The organism is Enterobacter sp. MGH 24 (assembly GCF_000493015.1).
In the GTDB taxonomy this organism is placed as follows: Bacteria; Pseudomonadota; Gammaproteobacteria; order Enterobacterales; family Enterobacteriaceae; genus Enterobacter.
In genome coordinates this window covers 3,828,409-3,844,296 of record NZ_KI535657.1, presented here as the reverse complement: position 1 = coordinate 3,844,296, position 15,888 = coordinate 3,828,409, and the positions used below count along the sequence as shown (strand labels likewise).

15 protein-coding genes are annotated in these 15,888 nt (G+C 59.4%); 6 read left to right on the top strand and 9 right to left on the bottom strand.

Going from position 1 to position 15,888, the window contains the following annotated elements:
* Window positions 1–6: 6 nt before the first annotated feature.
* The gene (locus tag L370_RS03930) at window positions 7–966 is read right to left on the bottom strand and encodes a hypothetical protein (RefSeq protein WP_023335790.1); all 960 of its coding nucleotides are present in this window, start codon (window positions 964–966) and stop codon (window positions 7–9) included.
* A 115-nt stretch (window positions 967–1,081) separates the two neighbouring features.
* Between L370_RS03930 and L370_RS03935 the strand changes: the two genes are divergently transcribed.
* The gene (locus L370_RS03935) at window positions 1,082–1,510 is read left to right on the top strand and encodes an OsmC family protein (RefSeq protein ID WP_023311893.1); all 429 of its coding nucleotides are present in this window, start codon (window positions 1,082–1,084) and stop codon (window positions 1,508–1,510) included.
* Between the two features lie 23 nt (window positions 1,511–1,533).
* Here L370_RS03935 and L370_RS03940 read toward each other — a convergent pair whose 3' ends face one another.
* A complete protein-coding gene (locus L370_RS03940; RefSeq protein WP_023335789.1) occupies window positions 1,534–2,439 on the bottom strand; it encodes a LysR family transcriptional regulator in 906 nt (301 codons plus the stop codon).
* A gap of 114 nt (window positions 2,440–2,553) precedes the next feature.
* Between L370_RS03940 and L370_RS03945 the strand changes: the two genes are divergently transcribed.
* A complete protein-coding gene (locus L370_RS03945) occupies window positions 2,554–3,303 on the top strand; it encodes an SDR family NAD(P)-dependent oxidoreductase (protein ID WP_023335788.1) in 750 nt (249 codons plus the stop codon).
* On the opposite strand, the gene L370_RS03950 is transcribed toward L370_RS03945, so the two are convergent.
* From L370_RS03950 to L370_RS03980, 7 genes are read right to left on the bottom strand one after another with little or no spacing between them, the layout of a single operon-like run.
* Window positions 3,300–4,229, bottom strand: a complete 930-nt coding sequence (locus L370_RS03950; protein WP_023335787.1) for an oligopeptide/dipeptide ABC transporter ATP-binding protein — start codon at window positions 4,227–4,229, stop codon at window positions 3,300–3,302. The two genes, L370_RS03945 and L370_RS03950, sit on opposite strands and share 4 nt — an antisense overlap.
* The gene (locus L370_RS03955; RefSeq protein WP_023335786.1) at window positions 4,222–5,208 is read right to left on the bottom strand and encodes an ABC transporter ATP-binding protein; all 987 of its coding nucleotides are present in this window, start codon (window positions 5,206–5,208) and stop codon (window positions 4,222–4,224) included. Before L370_RS03955 ends, L370_RS03950 begins: the two co-directional genes overlap by 8 nt.
* Window positions 5,208–6,101 (bottom strand): D,D-dipeptide ABC transporter permease, encoded by an 894-nt coding sequence (ddpC, locus tag L370_RS03960; protein ID WP_023335785.1) that lies wholly within the window; start codon window positions 6,099–6,101, stop codon window positions 5,208–5,210. Before ddpC ends, L370_RS03955 begins: the two co-directional genes overlap by 1 nt.
* Complete coding sequence (locus L370_RS03965) at window positions 6,098–7,120, bottom strand: ABC transporter permease (protein WP_023335784.1); 1,023 nt, start codon at window positions 7,118–7,120, stop codon at window positions 6,098–6,100. The genes ddpC and L370_RS03965 overlap by 4 nt, the downstream gene beginning before the upstream one ends.
* A 23-nt stretch (window positions 7,121–7,143) precedes the next feature.
* Window positions 7,144–8,676, bottom strand: a complete 1,533-nt coding sequence (locus L370_RS03970; RefSeq protein WP_023335783.1) for an ABC transporter substrate-binding protein — start codon at window positions 8,674–8,676, stop codon at window positions 7,144–7,146.
* A 14-nt stretch (window positions 8,677–8,690) separates the two neighbouring features.
* The gene (gene ddpX / locus L370_RS03975) at window positions 8,691–9,266 is read right to left on the bottom strand and encodes a D-alanyl-D-alanine dipeptidase (RefSeq protein WP_023335782.1); all 576 of its coding nucleotides are present in this window, start codon (window positions 9,264–9,266) and stop codon (window positions 8,691–8,693) included.
* A 12-nt stretch (window positions 9,267–9,278) separates the two neighbouring features.
* Window positions 9,279–10,133 (bottom strand): MurR/RpiR family transcriptional regulator, encoded by an 855-nt coding sequence (locus L370_RS03980; protein WP_023335781.1) that lies wholly within the window; start codon window positions 10,131–10,133, stop codon window positions 9,279–9,281.
* Window positions 10,134–10,399: 266 nt separating this feature from the next.
* Between L370_RS03980 and L370_RS03985 the strand changes: the two genes are divergently transcribed.
* The 4 genes from L370_RS03985 to L370_RS04000 all read left to right on the top strand — a co-directional run bounded on the left by L370_RS03985 (window position 10,400) and on the right by L370_RS04000 (window position 15,858).
* Complete coding sequence (locus L370_RS03985) at window positions 10,400–11,881, top strand: alpha/beta hydrolase (protein ID WP_023335780.1); 1,482 nt, start codon at window positions 10,400–10,402, stop codon at window positions 11,879–11,881.
* A gap of 95 nt (window positions 11,882–11,976) precedes the next feature.
* Entirely contained in the window at window positions 11,977–13,188 is a 1,212-nt protein-coding gene (locus L370_RS03990; RefSeq protein ID WP_023335779.1) for a diguanylate phosphodiesterase, read from the top strand.
* Between the two features lie 88 nt (window positions 13,189–13,276).
* Window positions 13,277–14,167 (top strand): aminoimidazole riboside kinase, encoded by an 891-nt coding sequence (locus L370_RS03995; RefSeq protein WP_023335778.1) that lies wholly within the window; start codon window positions 13,277–13,279, stop codon window positions 14,165–14,167.
* Window positions 14,168–14,340: 173 nt separating this feature from the next.
* Window positions 14,341–15,858, top strand: coding sequence for a carbohydrate porin (locus tag L370_RS04000; protein WP_023335777.1), 1,518 nt, complete (start codon window positions 14,341–14,343; stop codon window positions 15,856–15,858).
* Window positions 15,859–15,888: the final 30 nt, after the last annotated feature.

Genomic DNA, 15,888 nt, shown 5'->3' with positions numbered 1-15,888 from the left:
CAGGGATTACTTTGCCTTTAGCCAGGGAGAAGATGTGCTCCAGAAAATAATATCGGCCCCGAGATAACTTTCGCCGAAGCGGACAAACTCCGCTTTGGTGAACGGTTTTCCGGTCTGAGGATCCTTATAGGTCAGGGTCGGTTCCTGAACCGCCATGGCGATGAGCGGCAGAGTCTGTTTATTTTTATGGAAGAAGGGATAGGCATTTTTCATGTGCGCCTTGCGGTTGGGAACAATGTCCGGCCCACCGAGACCGACAGTGTTGGCGCTGGCATACGCAAACAGACGCCCCATGTAGTTGTGGTCATTATCCCATTCGCACGGCCAGAAGTTCACGTATTGCACCACGTGTGATTTCTGAAAAGCCTTTCGCGCAAAGGCCAGGTTTTCCATTTCTCCCGTGAAATAGCTGTCGCAGGTAAACCCGGCGGGCGGATTTTTTTCATCGAGATCGATGGCGGTTTCGGGCAGGTTTACCCCATACACCTCGCCGTCAAAGCGTTTGGCGAGGGCGGCCAGCAAAGCCTGGTAGCGCTGGCGGACGGCGGGATCCCACTGACGCGCCACCCATCCTGAACCGACGGGCTTGCCTTCGCCGGGGTTATCGAACTGCGGCGCAATCCCGCCACCGTATTGCTTATCGTGCATCAGATAGTCCGGCACGTACCGGGCGTCCGGCTCGAAGAAACGATCCTGGATTTGAATAAAGAGCTTTTTTCGGGCTGCCTTAACGCGCGCCAGATCTTGCTCAATTCGCGAGAAGTCATAGCTGTCCTTCTCGGGTTCCAGCAGGCGCCAGTTGTAAACGATCTGCACGCCGCCGATATCGCTTCGCGCAACAAGCGGAAACGCCGCGTCGAGATCGCCGGAGCTGGTATAGATAAAGTTCTCAGGCGTTTTGGCCAGAGAAGAGAGTGACAAAGCCAGCGTGGTTACGGCAACGGCCATCCTGATTTTTAGCGCCATAGTTTTATCCTTTTTGTCGGTACAGCAGGTGAAAGTCCCGGAATTGTCTGTGTTCCAGGGTCGGGCAGATGCGTAGTCTATACTTAACCCTTTGTAAGCCAAAAGGAGAGCAAGAATGACTATTCATAAGCACGGTTCGGCACACTGGTCTGGCGACATTAAGCGCGGGAAAGGAACGGTTTCCACCGAGAGCGGCGTTCTCAATCAACAGCCTTATGGTTTCAATACCCGCTTTGAGGGTGAAAAGGGGACCAACCCTGAAGAGCTGATTGGCGCGGCACATGCGGCCTGCTTCTCAATGGCGCTGTCGCTGATGCTCGGTGAAGCAGGGTATACCGCCGATTCCATTGATACCACCGCGGACGTTTCTCTGGATAAAACCGACGGCGGCTTTGCCATCACTAAGGTTGCCCTGAAAAGCAAGGTGACCGTTCCCGGCATCGCCCCCCAGCAGTTCGATGGCATTATTCAGAAAGCCAAAGCGGGCTGCCCGGTCTCACAGCTCCTGAAGGCTGAGATTACGCTGGACTATAAGCTTAATTAACACCCCGCCGGGTTTGCGCCCGGCTATCCCTTCAGCGCGGCGGGGAACACCTCCGCCAGCCACCCAATAAACACCTTCAGACGGTGCGTCAAATGCCGGTTCTGCGGGTATACCACGTGAAACGGATACGCGGCCGGGCGCCAGTCGCCCAGGATCGCCGTCAGCGCCCCCGCCTGCAAATACGACTTTGCCGAATACTCAAAGGTTTGAACGATCCCCAGCCCCGCCGCGGCAGCCGCCAGATGGGCATTACTTTCATTGACGCCGAGATAGTGCGGAATGTTGATTTCCAGCGCCTCGCCGTTCTGTCTGAAGCGAAACGGAAATGCCCGCCCGGTGACGGGCGAAAGGTAGCTGATCAGCTTGTGGCCGTTGCACAGCTCCTGCGGATAGGCCGGGACGCCGTGATTTTTCAGGTAGCCCGGCGTCGCGCAGGTGACCATCTCGGCGTTACCGAGATGACGGGCGATGAGGGTTGAGTCGTCCAGCGGCCCGCCGCGGATCACGCAGTCTACGTTGCCGCTGATGAGATCGACCGGCCGGTCGGCCACGCCAAGGTCGATGCGGATATCCGGGTAGCGCCGCATAAATTCCGGCAGCAGGGGGATAAGCACGTCCCGGGCGGTGGAGCCGCCCACGTCAACCCGTAAAAGCCCTTTCGGCGTCGCGCGGGAAACGCGAAACGAGGTGTCGATATCTTCGATATCTATCAACACCCTGAGCGCTTTTTCATAGTATTCCATCCCTTCAGGCGTCGCGACCACCCGGCGAGTCGTCCGGTGCAGGAGACGTATCTCCAGATGCGCCTCAAGCGATTTAACCAGCTTGCTCAGCGTGGCAATCGGCATATTCAGCGAGTCCGCCGCGCGGGTAAAGCTGCCGGACTCCACCACCCGCGTGAAAGCCCGCATTGCCATGAGCTGGTCCATGATGACCTCTGATTATTTCTGTAGGTGAATAGTCATTTTCATTTTTGCCGGTTTTTCACTAATCCCGCAAGGGCTAAAGTTTGTTCAACGCAAACCCAACAATAGGTAAATGACATGAACACGACTCTCTCAGGAAAAATCGCACTGGTCACCGGCGGCAGCACCGGTATTGGTCTTGCAACGGCGCAGGAGCTGGCGGCGCAGGGCGCGAAGGTGTACATCACCGGTCGTCGTCAGGCCGAACTGGACGCCGCGGTAGCAGAGATTGCGTCTGACGCAGTAGGCATTCGCGCGGACGTTTCAAAGCTTGCCGATCTGGATGAGGTTTATGCCCGGATAGCCAAAGATGAAGGCCGTCTTGATATTCTGTTCGCCAATGCCGGTGGCGGCGATATGCTGCCGCTGGGCGCGATCACCGAAGAGCAGTTTGACCGTATTTTTGGCACCAACGTTCGCGGGGTGCTGTTCACGGTGCAGAAGGCGCTGCCGCTGCTCTCCGCCGGATCGTCGATTATTCTGACCGGCTCGACGGTCTCCGTTAAGGGGACGGCAAACTTTAGCGTCTACAGCGCCAGCAAGGCCGCGGTGCGCAACTTTGCCCGCTCCTGGGCGCTGGATTTGCAGGGCCGCGGGATCCGCGTCAACGTGGTGAGCCCGGGCCCGGTCAAAACGCCAGGCCTCGGCGGTCTGGTGCCGGAAGAACACCGTCAGGGGCTGTTCGACGCGCTGGCCGCCCAGGTACCGCTGGGGCGTTTAGGCGCGCCGGGTGAGGTGGGGAAAGCGGTGTCGTTTCTGGCCTCCGACGCGGCCAGCTTTATTAACGCCATCGAGCTGTTTGTAGACGGCGGGATGGCGCAAATCTAATCCAGACTGCGCCAGCAGCGAACGTTACGGCCCTCGCGTGAGGGCTGTAACGGCTGCGGGCGTTCACACCCCTGCGTTGCCATCGGGCAACGGTCGCGGAAAAAACAGCCTTCGGGCAGATGACGGTTGCCGGGAAGCTCCGTTTTGCGTAACGCCAGATTTTCATCCAGCGGTTCACCGGTGCGGGGAACCGAGTCGAGCAGCAGGCGGGTATAGGGATGGCGCGGTTCACCCAGAACCTGCGCGGCGCTGCCCAGCTCCACAATCTGCCCGAGGTACATCACCGCCACGCGGTCGCTCATGTGCCTGACCACCGAGACGTTATGCGAGATTAACACGTAGGTCAGATTACGCTGCTGCTGTAGCGTCACCAGCAGGTTGAGGATTTGCGCCTGCACGGAGATATCCAGCGCGCTGGTGGGTTCATCGAGCACGATAATATCGGGGTCTGAAGAAAGCGCCCGGGCGATGGCGATGCGCTGGCGTTGCCCGCCGGAAAAGGCGTGCGGAAGCCGGTCGAGATATTCCGGGCGAATGCCAACCTGCAGCGCCAGGTTTTCAGCCAGCTGACGGCGCTCCCGCTCGCGGCTGCGCTTTTGCACCCACACCGGCTCGGTGATGATGCGCCAGACCGGCAATCGCGGGTCGAGCGAGGAGAGCGGATCCTGAAACACCATCTGCATGCCGCCCGCGTGGTGCGCCCGCTGGCATGCGCCGGTGCTGGGCTTAAGCATGCCCATCAGCAGCTGGGCCAGGGTGCTTTTCCCGCAGCCGGATTCCCCGACGATGCCGAGCGTTTCTCCCCGACGGATCTGAAGATCGAGCCCGTTGAGGGCATGAACCTGTTCCGTTACGCGGCCCAGCCAGTTTTTGCGCGCCGCAAAGTTCACGTGCACGCTGTCCAGTTCCAGCAGTACATCAGACATGGTGTTTCTCCCCTTGTGGATACCAGCAGGCAGCCTGTTGGCCTTCTGCACCAGTGGGCTGTAAGCGCGGCGTTTCGCTGCATTTCACCCCGGCGGCAAAACAGCGCTCGCGGAAGGCGCACCCCTGCGGAAGCTGGCTGAGGTTGGGCACCGTGCCGGGGATGGCGGGCAGCAGATCGCGCGGCTGGCCGTGTTCCGGCGCGCACTGCAGCAGACCAATGGAATAGGGATGCACGGGGCGGTGGATCAGCGTTTGCGTCGCACCGCTCTCGATCACGCTGCCCGCGTACATTACGTACATTCTGTCGCAAAGCTGCGACACCACGGCCATATCATGGCTGATAAACAGCACCGAGGTCCCGCTGGCCCGCGCCTTGTGCTTAAGCAGGCGCAGCACCTGCAGCTGGACGGTAACGTCCAGCGCGGTGGTCGGCTCGTCGGCGACGATCAGCTCCGGCTCGCAGGAGAAGGCAAGGGCGATCATCACCCGCTGGCGCATGCCGCCGGACAGTTCAAAGGGATAACGCTCCATGACCTGCTTCGCGTCGGGTATTTGCATCTCTTCCAGCAGGGTAATCGCCTTTTGCTGCGCCTCGCGCCGGGAAAGCGGCTGATGCTGGCGGATGACCTCCACCATCTGTTTGCCAATCCGCCGCGTCGGGTTGAGGGCGGTCATGGGCTCCTGAAAAATCATCGCGACCTTTGCGCCGCGCCACTGGCGAAGCTGCTTCTCGGACGCCGTCAGGACGTTTTCGCCGAGTAATGTCACCTGGCCGTGATGAATGCGGTAACTCCCTTCCGGCAGCAGGCGCATGGCGAGCATGGCGGTCACCGATTTACCCGACCCCGACTCGCCCACCACGCCGACAATTTCGCCCCTTTCGATCTCCAGCGAAACGTGGTTCAGCGCGTGAACCTCGCCGCGAAAAATCGGGAAGCTCAGGTGCAGGTCTTCAATGCGTAATACCGGTTCGGTCATCACTGTTTTCCTCCCGATTTCGGATCCAGCAGATCGCGGATGCCATCGCCAAACAGGTTAAATCCCACGGCGGTAATCAAAATCGCCGCACCGGGAAAGGCGCAGTACCACCACTGGTCCAGGACGTAGTTACGGCCCACGGCCACCATCGCCCCCCACTCGGCGGTGGGCTGCTGCGCGCCCAGGCCAATAAACCCCAGCGTGGCGGCCATCAGAATGGCGCTGCCGATATCCAGCGAAGCCTGCACAATCAGCGGCGGAAGGGCGTTGCGCAGGATATGCCAGCGGATCAAATGCCAGCGGGACGCGCCGAACGTGCGGGCGGCCTGAACGTAGGTAAACTGACGCACCACCAGGGTTTGCCCGCGCGCCAGGCGGACGTAGAACGGAATGCGGACAATCGCAATCGCCAGCATGGCGTTAAACAGGCTCGGACCGAGCGCGGCGGCCAGCGCCATGGTCAGCACCAGGGAGGGAATGGAGAGCATAATGTCCATCACCCGCATGATGATGGCGTCGCCGCGCCCGCCCAGCACGCCGGACAGACAGCCCAGCAGCGAGCCGATGCCGCCCGCAATCACCACCACCGCCAGCCCGGCGGTAATCGACTGCTGGCTGCCCGTCAGCACGCGGCTGAACAGGTCGCGTCCCACCTCATCGGTGCCAAACCAGTGCTGCACGGACGGCGCCTGCAGGCGGGCGGTCAAATCCAGCGCGTTCGGGTCATGCGGTACGATCCACGGCGAAGCCACCATCAGAAAGAGCATCGCCATCATAATGACGCCGCCAACGATCGTGAGCGGGCTTTGGCGCAGCATCCAGAACAGCTTTGCCCAGTTGATGCGTTGTCTGGCGGTTTTAACCGGGACGGGCGTTTCCTGCGTTAACATCATTCGGCACCTCCGCGCCCGATTCGCGGGTCAATCCACAGGTAAAGAAGATCGACCACCAGATTAACCAGCACGTAGGCCAGCGAAACAACGACGGCAAAGCCCATCACGGCAGGGAAATCGAGCGCCTGAATGGATGTCACCACCCAGGCGCCCATGCCCGGCCAGGCAAAGACGGTTTCGGTCAGCACGGCACCGTAAAGCAGATCGCCCAGCGCCAGCCCGAGCACGGTAATGGACGGGATCATCGCATTCGGCAGGGCGTAGCGCAGGACGATGAACCAGCCGGGCAGGCCGCTGGCGCGCGCGGTGCGGATGTAGTCCTCGCTAAGCTGATCAAGCATCGCCGAACGGACCTGGCGCGCCACAATCCCCAGGTGAACAAACGCCAGCGTCAGCGAGGGCAAAATCAGGTGCTGAAGCGCGTTGAAAAAGACCTCACCGTTGCCCTCCAGCAGCGCGTCCAGCAGATAAAACCCGGTGACGTGCGTTGGCGGATCGAGCCAGTCGTCCAGCCTGCCGCCGCCCGGCAGAATCTGCAGGTGCCCGTAGAACAGCACAATGACGCCCAGCCCAAGCCAGAAGGCCGGCGTGGAGATCCCGGTCATCGCCATTAAACGCACCAGGTGGTCCAGCCAGCGGTTGCGGTACACCGCCGATAAAATCCCCAGCGGCACGCCGATGACCAGCGCCAGCAGCAGAGAACAAAAGGCCAGCTCCAGCGTGGCGGGGAAAAAGGCCTTCAGATCTTCCGCGACCGGGCGTCCGGTACGGATGGACGTGCCTAAATCACCGTGGGCCAGAGCGTCCACGTAGCGACCAAACTGTATATACAGCGGCCGATCCAGCCCCAGCTGCTGGCGGATGTTCTGCACGATTTCGTCGCTGGCGCGATCGCCGGCCAGCAGACGGGCCGGATCGCCGGGGATCAGGTGTGAAATAATAAAGGTGATAATACAGACACCGGCCACCACCAGGAGTAACCCCCAGCAGCGCTGGCGCACGATGCTCCAGAACGTCATACACTTTCCCCCGGCGAGAACCGCTATTTACTCATGGTGGCGATGTTGAACACCTGCTCAAGCATCGGATTAAAGGTGAAGCCTTTGACCTCTTTGTTCATCGCCAGCTGGTAGTTTTTCTGGAACAGATAAACGTAGGCTGCCTCGTCGATGACCACCTTTTGCGCCTGCTGGTAATCTTTGGTGCGTTCCGCCTGATCGGTGGTTTTCAGCGCGGCCTGGAGCAGGGAATCGACCTCTTTGTTCTCATAGAACGAACGGTTGCCCGGCAGCCCTTTTTTGTCCGATTCGAACCAGTAGTTCATGAACATGTACGGATCGGCAAAGTCCGGGCTCCAGTTGCCGATGGCAATGTCGTAATCGCCTTTTCCGACGCGGTCGCGCATGGTGGCGTTTGCCAGCTTCTCCAGCTTGACGCTAATGCCGATCTTGCCGAGGCTGGCCTGAGTGGAGAGGGCGATAGGTTCCCAGTTCGGATCGTTGTCCGAGTAGAGGAAGGTCAGGCTGGCGGGTTTGTCTTTGACCTTCTCCAGCGCCGCTTTGGCTTTGGCCTCATCAAAGCTGTACTGCATGGCCGTGGCGTCAAAGCCCCACATGCCTTCCGGGATCGGGCCGCGCATCTGCTTGCCGTTGCCGCTCAGGATGCCTTTTACCATCCCCTGGTAATCCGTCGCCCAGGAGATGGCCCGGCGTAAATCCACCTGATTGAGCGGCGCTTTACCGTTGTTGAGATAGAGGTACGTCACGCGCAGGGACGGGTATTCCGCGACGGCGACTTTGCCTTCCTGCTTCAGCGCTGCGAGCTGATCGACCGGCAGGGAGTCGGCAATGTCCAGATCGCCGCGGGAAAGCTGCAGTCGGCGCGAGGCGCTCTCACCGATAATTTTCACCGAGACGCGCTTAAAGTGTGGTTTCTCACCCGGCCAGTGGGGGTTCGGCACCAGGATCAGCTGCTGGCCTTTCTGCCAGCTTTTCAGCATAAACGGCCCGGAACCGGCGGTGTTTTGCGCCAGAAAACCGCGCGCATCGTCTGCGGCATTAGCCTTCAGCACCGCCGGGTTAATAATGGACGCCCCGTCGTTTGCCAGGGTGTACAGGAAGGGCGCGAACGGCTGGCTGAGGGTGAATTTCACCGTATGGTCATCGACGACATCAATTTTCAGGTCTTTCGGGAAGGCTTCAGATGGCCCCTGGCCGAGCTTCAGCAGGCGTTCAAAAGAGAGTTTTACCGCTTCAGCGGTGACCGGCGTGCCGTCGGAGAATTTTGCGTTATTCGCCAGGGTAAAGGTCCACTCTTTCTGGTCTTCAGACGCCTTCCAGCCCGTCGAGAGATCGCCCTCTACCTCGGTCGAGCCAGGCTTGTACTTGACCAGACGCTGGTAGGACGGATAGGTCACGGTCCAGTCGTTGTTATCAATGGTGATGGCCGGATCGAGCGTTTGCGGGTCGGCGGCTTTACCGATCGCCAACATGTCTTTCGGGACGGCAGCCAGCGCCAGCGGGGCGCTCAGGGCCAGCGTGGCGGCAATTACGGTCGGGAGAAGCGATGTTTTCATGGCAGTGCTCCAGTTTAAAGAGAGGTGTGCGTCAGGGGAAAACAGGCGAAACGGTCATCAAGCAGCGGGTAGCTGGCGGCGTTCGGCAGTTCGAAGTGCCACCATTCGCTGCTGATACCCACAAAACCGCCGCCAAACATGATGGCGTTTAACAGCAGACGGTTGCGCTGGGCGTGCGGCGGTACGGAGGGGTGATACGGATGCGATCGGTCATGCATTTCGTCAAAACCGGCCCCCATATCCAGCACGGCGTTATGTTCATCCATCAGGGTGACGTCGATGGCCGTACCGCGGCTGTGATTGGAGCCAATCGCCACGTCGACCACGTATTCCGGGTTCGGGCAGGCATCCCACAGCTGAGCCTGCGCCTGCTGCGGCCGGTAGGCGTCATAGACCACCAGCTTTAGCCCGGCCAGCGTGGCAATGCTGATGGCTTTTGCCAGCGCGGTGGCCGCGTCGGTATGCAGCAGGCACAGCGCCTCCTGATAGATCGGACGGCCGGTGATGTTGTCGGCGGTGGCGTACTTCAGATCGATATGCAGCGTGGGAAACGTCTTCGCCACATCAATCAGTTGACTCTCTTCGGGCATAGCTCCGCTCCTTTAGCGTTCGAATTGACCAAACTCTTGTTGTAATTGTCGGTTTACCGCCAGACGCGCCGGGAGCGCGTCACCCAGCGCCTCCACCACGCCCGACAGCAGCAGGTTGAACAGGCAGCTCACGGGGGCAAGTGAATCCCAGAAATGACCGGTATCGGTTTTCACCTGCAGTAAATCCATCGGGTAATCCCGCGCCCACGGGCACCAGATGTCGGTGATCAAGGCCAGCGGAATGCCTTTCTCGCTGGCGACGCGGCAGTACTGGCGGGCCATTGAGGAGTAGGTGCGCGTATCGGTCAGCACGACGTACGGGTGCGAAAACCCCGAGTTCAGCGATTCCACCCAGCTGCCGGACGCGCCCTCCGAATAGCTCACCCGCGGGCGGAGGTACTCGAGGTGGCTGAAGAAGGCGTTGGCAATCCCGCGCGTGGACTGGATCCCCAGCACAAACACCGCGTCGGCGTGGGCCAGGTTGTGCACCACCTGACGGAAGGCGTCCGTTTGCGCCAGCTGGTACACCTGCGAGATGGCATCCACTTCCAGCGACAGGGCGTGCTGAAGGCGGCTGGAAAGAGGGCGCTGCTGCTGCCAGGAGTCAAGGCGCTCGTTCATGCCCCAGGGCTGATAAGGATCGCGCAGGCTCTTTTTGGCATCCTCCAGGTTGCGATACCCCAGCTTGCGCAGGAAGCGTCCGACGGTAATTCCGCTGGTCCCGCTGGCCTGACCCACGCTCTCAGCCGTTTCAAACGGGATTTGCGCGGCGTGCGCCAGCAGCCAGCTCCCGACCCGCTTTTCGCTGGGCGTGAGCTGGCTGAACGTCGCTTCGATACGGCTCAACATCTCAGGTTTCGTCGTCATACCGCCTCGCTGTTAACAGGCTGTCAATGGCTGAATTTGTGTTACCCGGTTAACAATGCATGACGCGTGCCATGTTCGCAGGGGGGCGTAAACCCGCTGCGCGGTAAACTTCATACAATATTTAGTTAACCAATGATCAACATTTGTGCAGCGTAGTTCACTTTTGGTGCACTGTCTGAACCGGCAGGTATGTATTTGGTGAATACGTCAGTCCGTTCACATTTTTGATAAGATAGAAGTACTGTGAATATAAAAGGGATCCCGGCATGGCAAATTGGCCCTTGCGAGTCAGCGTGCGCCTGATGACGCTTGCAAAGAAAATAGGGATGGTCGTGGGGATCGTGCTGATCGTCCTGCTGGCGGTGCGGGTCTATCTCTCGCAGCAGGGGCCGGAACTGCATCTGTGGCATACCTGGCGGGCCGATGAGATGTCCGTGCGCGAGCTGGACAAGGCCGATTTTGCCGGGTACATCACCCGAGAAAACGCCATTTTTGCCGATCTTGATATCGCGGTGACGGCGAAAACAGGGGGCGAGGAACAAACCCCGTTAAACCGCTATTATCGCCAGAGCCTGGTGTGGCCCGGTCAGTTTACCCCCGATGCCAACCGCTCATTTGTGCTGATGCCTGCCGGAAAGCCGCGCGGAGCGGTGGTGCTGCTGCACGGTTTGACGGACTCGCCTTACAGCGTCCGGCGTCTTGCAGTGAACTATCAGCAACGCGGTTTTGTCGCGGTGGTCCCGCGCCTGCCGGGGCACGGCACCGCGCCCGGCGCGCTGACGGATGTTGACTGGGAGATGTGGCTGGCGGCGACGCGTCTTGCGGTGCGGGAAGCCACGCGTCTGGCGGGTGAGGCAGTGCCGCTGCATCTGGTGGGCTACTCTAACGGTGGGGCGCTGGCCATGAAATATACCCTCGATACGCTTGACGCGCCTGCGCTTCGTAAACCGCAGCAGGTGATACTGCTCTCCCCGATGATTGGCGTGACGGCCTTTGCGCGCTTTGCCGGTTTCGCCGGGCTACCGGCGCTGCTGCCGGCGTTTGCCAAAGCGGCGTGGCTGAATATCGCCCCGGAATATAACCCGTATAAATATAATTCGTTCCCGGTGAACGCTGCCCGGCAGTCTTGGCTGCTGACGAAGGCTCTTCAGGAACAAATTGGTCGCGAAGCGCGGGAGAACAGGCTGGTGAATTTGCCACCGATCCTGGCGTTCCAGTCGGTGATGGATTCTACGGTCAGCACCCGCGCGGTGGTGACCGGTCTGTTTGATCAGCTTCCGGCCAACGGCAGCGAGCTGGTGGTGTTTGATATCAACCAGGCAGCCAGCTTCCGCCCGCTGTTCAAGCCGTCGTCGTGGACGGCAACCTCGGCGCTGCTGCCGATTGCGCAAAGGCGTTACAGTGTCACGATTATCACCAATGCGGACGAGCACAGCTTCTCGACGGTGGCGAAAACAACGCCGGCAGGCAGCACCCGCGAGACGGTCATGCCGCTTGCGCAGGCCTGGCCGCAGGATGTCTATTCGCTGTCGCACGTTGCGGTGCCGTTCCCGCCGGATGACGATCTCTATGGCCGCGAGCCTGGCATGAAAAACCGCTACGGGATCAGCCTGGGGACAATTGCGCTCTGGGGCGAAACGTCCGTGCTAAGCGTTGGGAAAGAGGCGCTGATGAGGGTCACCTCGAACCCGTTTTACGGCTATATGCAGGAGAGGATTAACAGCCGGATCGGGGGCGGGGGAAAGTAACGTTCCCCTGTGGTGTGAATATGTTAGGTCGCATTGATTAAGTATGTTAAATAATAGCTTCAAGGCACCTCTCTTTCTCATCGGAACCCATTTTTGTGCTGACGACTCTGATTTACCGAAGCCAGTTGAATTTATCCCGCCCCTCCACCGAGCTGCGGGAGCTCGTAGCGCGCGCCAGAGGCCGTAACGCAAATCTGAATATTACCGGTGTACTCCTTGCTAAAGGGAGTGACGTTCTGCAAATCCTCGAAGGGTCGGAAGAGAGTGTGGTTAAGCTGTTCCATAAAATCCGCGATGATAAGCGGCACACTGGAGTGGTGGAACTGATGCGGGACTATGGCCCGCGAAGACGCTTCGAAAACGTCGGTATGCTGCTGTTCGATCTGCAGACGCAGTCACCGAAAGAGGTGCTGCAGTCGGTTCTGAATTACAGCAAGCTGGAAAGCTATCTCACATCCGATGACCGGGTGTTCAAATTTATCCAGACGTTTATCACAGGTAAACGTCCGGCCCTGTCGGGTGCACGCTACGTACCTGAAAAATGGACGCTTTCACCCGAGGCGTTGCCCTTTGGCGAGCGTCTGGGGCTGATGGCCAACCAAACCTGTCAGTTTGCGCTCCAGCCTATCGTTGAGCCCTCGGAAGGGAAGATCAGCTCGCTGGAAGCCCTTATTCGCGGCAACGACGGCGGCAGCCCGGAGCATTTCTTCAGCTCTCTCAACCCGGACAAACTCTACGAGGCCGATCTCCAGACGAAAGCGTATGCCTTCGCGCTGGCGGAAAAGCTGGGCATTGGCAGCCATAAAATTGCGGTCAATCTGCTCCCGATGTCGCTGGTGAATGTCCCCGGCGCAGTGGAATTTCTGGTCGATCAGATTAAAAACCATGGTCTTCAGCCGGAGCAGGTGGTAATTGAAATCACCGAAAACGAGATGATCTCCGGACTTAACCAGTTCAACAGCGCCATTAAACAGCTTCGCGGCGAGGGCGTGGGTCTGGCAATCGATGATTTCGGGTCCGGCTATGCCGGTCTTTCGCTGCTGACCCGCTTCCAGCCGGACAAAATTAAGATCGACCGGGAGATAGTTAGCGATGTCCATCTCAGCGGCCCGAAGCAGGCAATTGTGCGCTCCATCGTCAGCTGTTGCTCCGATCTCGAAATTACCCTGGTGGCCGAAGGGATCGAGAAGATAGAGGAGTGGTGCTGGCTCGAGTCTGCCGGGATCCGCCGTTTCCAGGGCTTTCTGTTTGCCCGTCCGCAAATTAATGGCGTCGGTGATATTCACTGGCCTCATCTGGTGCGTTAGCCAATTTTCCTCCCGCGTTATTTCCCCTTCGCCCTGCCTGTGCTTAAATAGCTAAAACGGTTTAACATAGTTTAGCTAAGAGGGTTACATGAAAAAAATCTGGGTACTTGGCGATGCGGTGGTGGATTTGCTGCCTGATGGAGAAGGCAGATTGCTGCAGTGTCCCGGCGGCGCACCGGCAAACGTCGCGGTCGGCATTGCCCGACTGGGCGGCCAGAGCGCGTTTATCGGCAGGGTTGGCGACGATCCTTTCGGACGTTTTATGTCTAAGACATTAGCCGACGAGCGGGTCGACGTGAAGCATATGCGCCTTGACCCGGCGCACCGCACCTCAACGGTGGTGGTCGATCTTGATGACCACGGCGAACGCTCGTTTACCTTTATGGTGCGCCCGAGCGCCGATCTGTTTCTGGAAACCGCCGATCTGCCGACGTTCAGCGCCGGGGAGTGGCTGCACGTCTGTTCTATCGCGTTAAGCGCAGAGCCGAGCCGTTCCGCGACGTTTGAGGCGATGGCCGCCATTCGCAAGGCAGGCGGTTACGTCAGCTTCGACCCCAATATTCGGCCAGACCTCTGGCCGGACGAGAACGAATTGCGCCGCTGCCTGGAACAGGCCCTGCAGAGCGCAGACGTGGTGAAACTCTCTGTCGAAGAGCTGGCGTTCTTAACCGGCGATGTGTCGGTAAGCGTCGGCCTGGACGTGCTGATGGCGCGCTGCCCGGCCCGTCTGGTGCTGGTCACCCAGGGTAAAGAGGGCGTCATCGCCTGGCATGACGGCACCGTGAAGCACTATCCGGCCACCCCCGTTCAGTGCGTCGATACGACCGGCGCGGGCGATGCCTTCGTCGCCGGACTGCTCTACGGGCTGGCCGCCGGGCAGGATCTGACGCCGGTCATCGCCTTAGCCCAGCGCTGCGGCGCGTTAGCCACCACGGCCAAAGGGGCGATGACCGCATTGCCCTGGCAGCACGAACTGTAATTCCTTCCTTCACTGGCCGTCTTCCGGCGGCCTGAATTGTCGCCTCGATCACACTTACTAAATCGGTTTAGCAAAAAAGATTGCCGATCCAAAATTCCGGGGTTTAGTATCAGCTACCTAAACCGGTTTAGCAATTTAGCACGTTTAATGACTTCTTTTAGGGATGCGACAAAATGTATAAAAAACGCAGACTTGCCGTGATGATAGGCATGCTGGCCGGAAGTACCTCTGTTTTTGCCCAAACGGATATGACAACTATCGAAGCGCGTCTTGCCGCAATGGAGCAGCGCCTCCAGGCGGCGGAAACGCGTGCGCAGGTTGCGGAGAAGCGCGCCACGGATGCAGAACAAAAAACGCAGCAGCTGGTTGCCGCCCAGCAGCAGACGCAAACGACAGCCCAGGCGGTGGCGCAGCGCACCACCGCGCTGGAGAAGAAGGCGGATCAAAGCAGCGGGTTTGAGTTCCACGGTTACGCCCGTTCGGGCCTGCTGATGAACGATGCGGCCTCCAGCAGCAAAAGCGGCCCGTATCTGACCCCGGCCGGTGAAACCGGCGGTGCGGTGGGGCGTCTGGGTAACGAAGCCGATACCTACGTGGAGCTGAACCTGGAGCACAAGCAAACCCTGGACAACGGTGCTACCACGCGCTTCAAAGCGATGCTGGCCGACGGGCAGAGAACCTATAACGACTGGTCAGCCGACACCAGCGATCTCAATATTCGCCAGGCCTTCGCGGAGCTGGGCAATCTGCCTGATTTTACCGGCGCGCTGAAGGGCAGCACCTTCTGGGCGGGTAAACGCTTCGACCGCGACAACTTTGACATTCACTGGCTGGATTCCGACGTGGTGTTCCTCGCCGGTACCGGCGGCGGCGTCTATGACGTGAAATGGAACGATTCGCTGCGCAGCAACTTCGCCATCTATGGCCGCAACTTCGGCAGCGTGGAGCAGACCGACAATAACGTTCAGAACTATATCCTCACCATGAACCATTTCGCCGGACCGTTCCAGCTGATGGTGAGCGGCCTGCGGGCGAAAGATAACGACGACCGTAAAGACACTAACGGCGATCTCATCAAAACCGATGCCGCTAATACCGGCGTTCATGCGCTGGTCGGCTTGCACAACGAGAGCTTCTACGGCCTGCGGGAAGGGACCGCTAAAACGGCGCTGCTGTACGGTCACGGGCTGGGGGCGGAAGTGAAAAGCATCGGCTCCGATGGCGCGCTGCTGTCTGAGGCGGATACCTGGCGCTTCGCAAGTTACGGTGTCACGCCAATCGGCGGCGGCTGGAGCGTTGCGCCCGCCGTACTGGCGCAGAGCAGTAAAGATCGCTACGTGAAGGGCGATAGCTATGAGTGGGTGACGCTCAACACCCGCCTGATTAAAGAGGTGACGCAGAACTTCGCTCTGGCCTTTGAGGGAAGCTATCAGTACATGGATTTAAATCCGGAAGGCTATAAGGACCGCAACGCCGTTAACGGCAGTTTCTACAAGCTGACCTTTGCGCCGACGTTAAAAGCGAGCAAAATCGGCGATTTCTTCAGCCGTCCGGAGCTGCGTCTGTTTGCCACCTGGATGGACTGGAGCAGCAAACTGGATCATTACGCCAGCGATGATGCCTTTGGCAGCAGCGGCTTCAACGCCGGCGGGGAATGGAACTTTGGGGTCCAGATGGAAACCTGGTTTTAACCCATCACGCTCCCGCCCGGCGGGAGCGTT

Coding starts and splice junctions, on each gene's coding strand:
- L370_RS03930 (WP_023335790.1), bottom strand. CDS start 966: ATGGCGCTAAAAATCAGGATGGCCGTTGCCGTAACCACGCTGGCTTTG.
- L370_RS03935 (WP_023311893.1), top strand. CDS start 1,082: ATGACTATTCATAAGCACGGTTCGGCACACTGGTCTGGCGACATTAAG.
- L370_RS03940 (WP_023335789.1), bottom strand. CDS start 2,439: ATGGACCAGCTCATGGCAATGCGGGCTTTCACGCGGGTGGTGGAGTCC.
- L370_RS03945 (WP_023335788.1), top strand. CDS start 2,554: ATGAACACGACTCTCTCAGGAAAAATCGCACTGGTCACCGGCGGCAGC.
- L370_RS03950 (WP_023335787.1), bottom strand. CDS start 4,229: ATGTCTGATGTACTGCTGGAACTGGACAGCGTGCACGTGAACTTTGCG.
- L370_RS03955 (WP_023335786.1), bottom strand. CDS start 5,208: ATGACCGAACCGGTATTACGCATTGAAGACCTGCACCTGAGCTTCCCG.
- ddpC (WP_023335785.1), bottom strand. CDS start 6,101: ATGATGTTAACGCAGGAAACGCCCGTCCCGGTTAAAACCGCCAGACAA.
- L370_RS03965 (WP_023335784.1), bottom strand. CDS start 7,120: ATGACGTTCTGGAGCATCGTGCGCCAGCGCTGCTGGGGGTTACTCCTG.
- L370_RS03970 (WP_023335783.1), bottom strand. CDS start 8,676: ATGAAAACATCGCTTCTCCCGACCGTAATTGCCGCCACGCTGGCCCTG.
- ddpX (WP_023335782.1), bottom strand. CDS start 9,266: ATGCCCGAAGAGAGTCAACTGATTGATGTGGCGAAGACGTTTCCCACG.
- L370_RS03980 (WP_023335781.1), bottom strand. CDS start 10,133: ATGACGACGAAACCTGAGATGTTGAGCCGTATCGAAGCGACGTTCAGC.
- L370_RS03985 (WP_023335780.1), top strand. CDS start 10,400: ATGGCAAATTGGCCCTTGCGAGTCAGCGTGCGCCTGATGACGCTTGCA.
- L370_RS03995 (WP_023335778.1), top strand. CDS start 13,277: ATGAAAAAAATCTGGGTACTTGGCGATGCGGTGGTGGATTTGCTGCCT.
- L370_RS04000 (WP_023335777.1), top strand. CDS start 14,341: ATGTATAAAAAACGCAGACTTGCCGTGATGATAGGCATGCTGGCCGGA.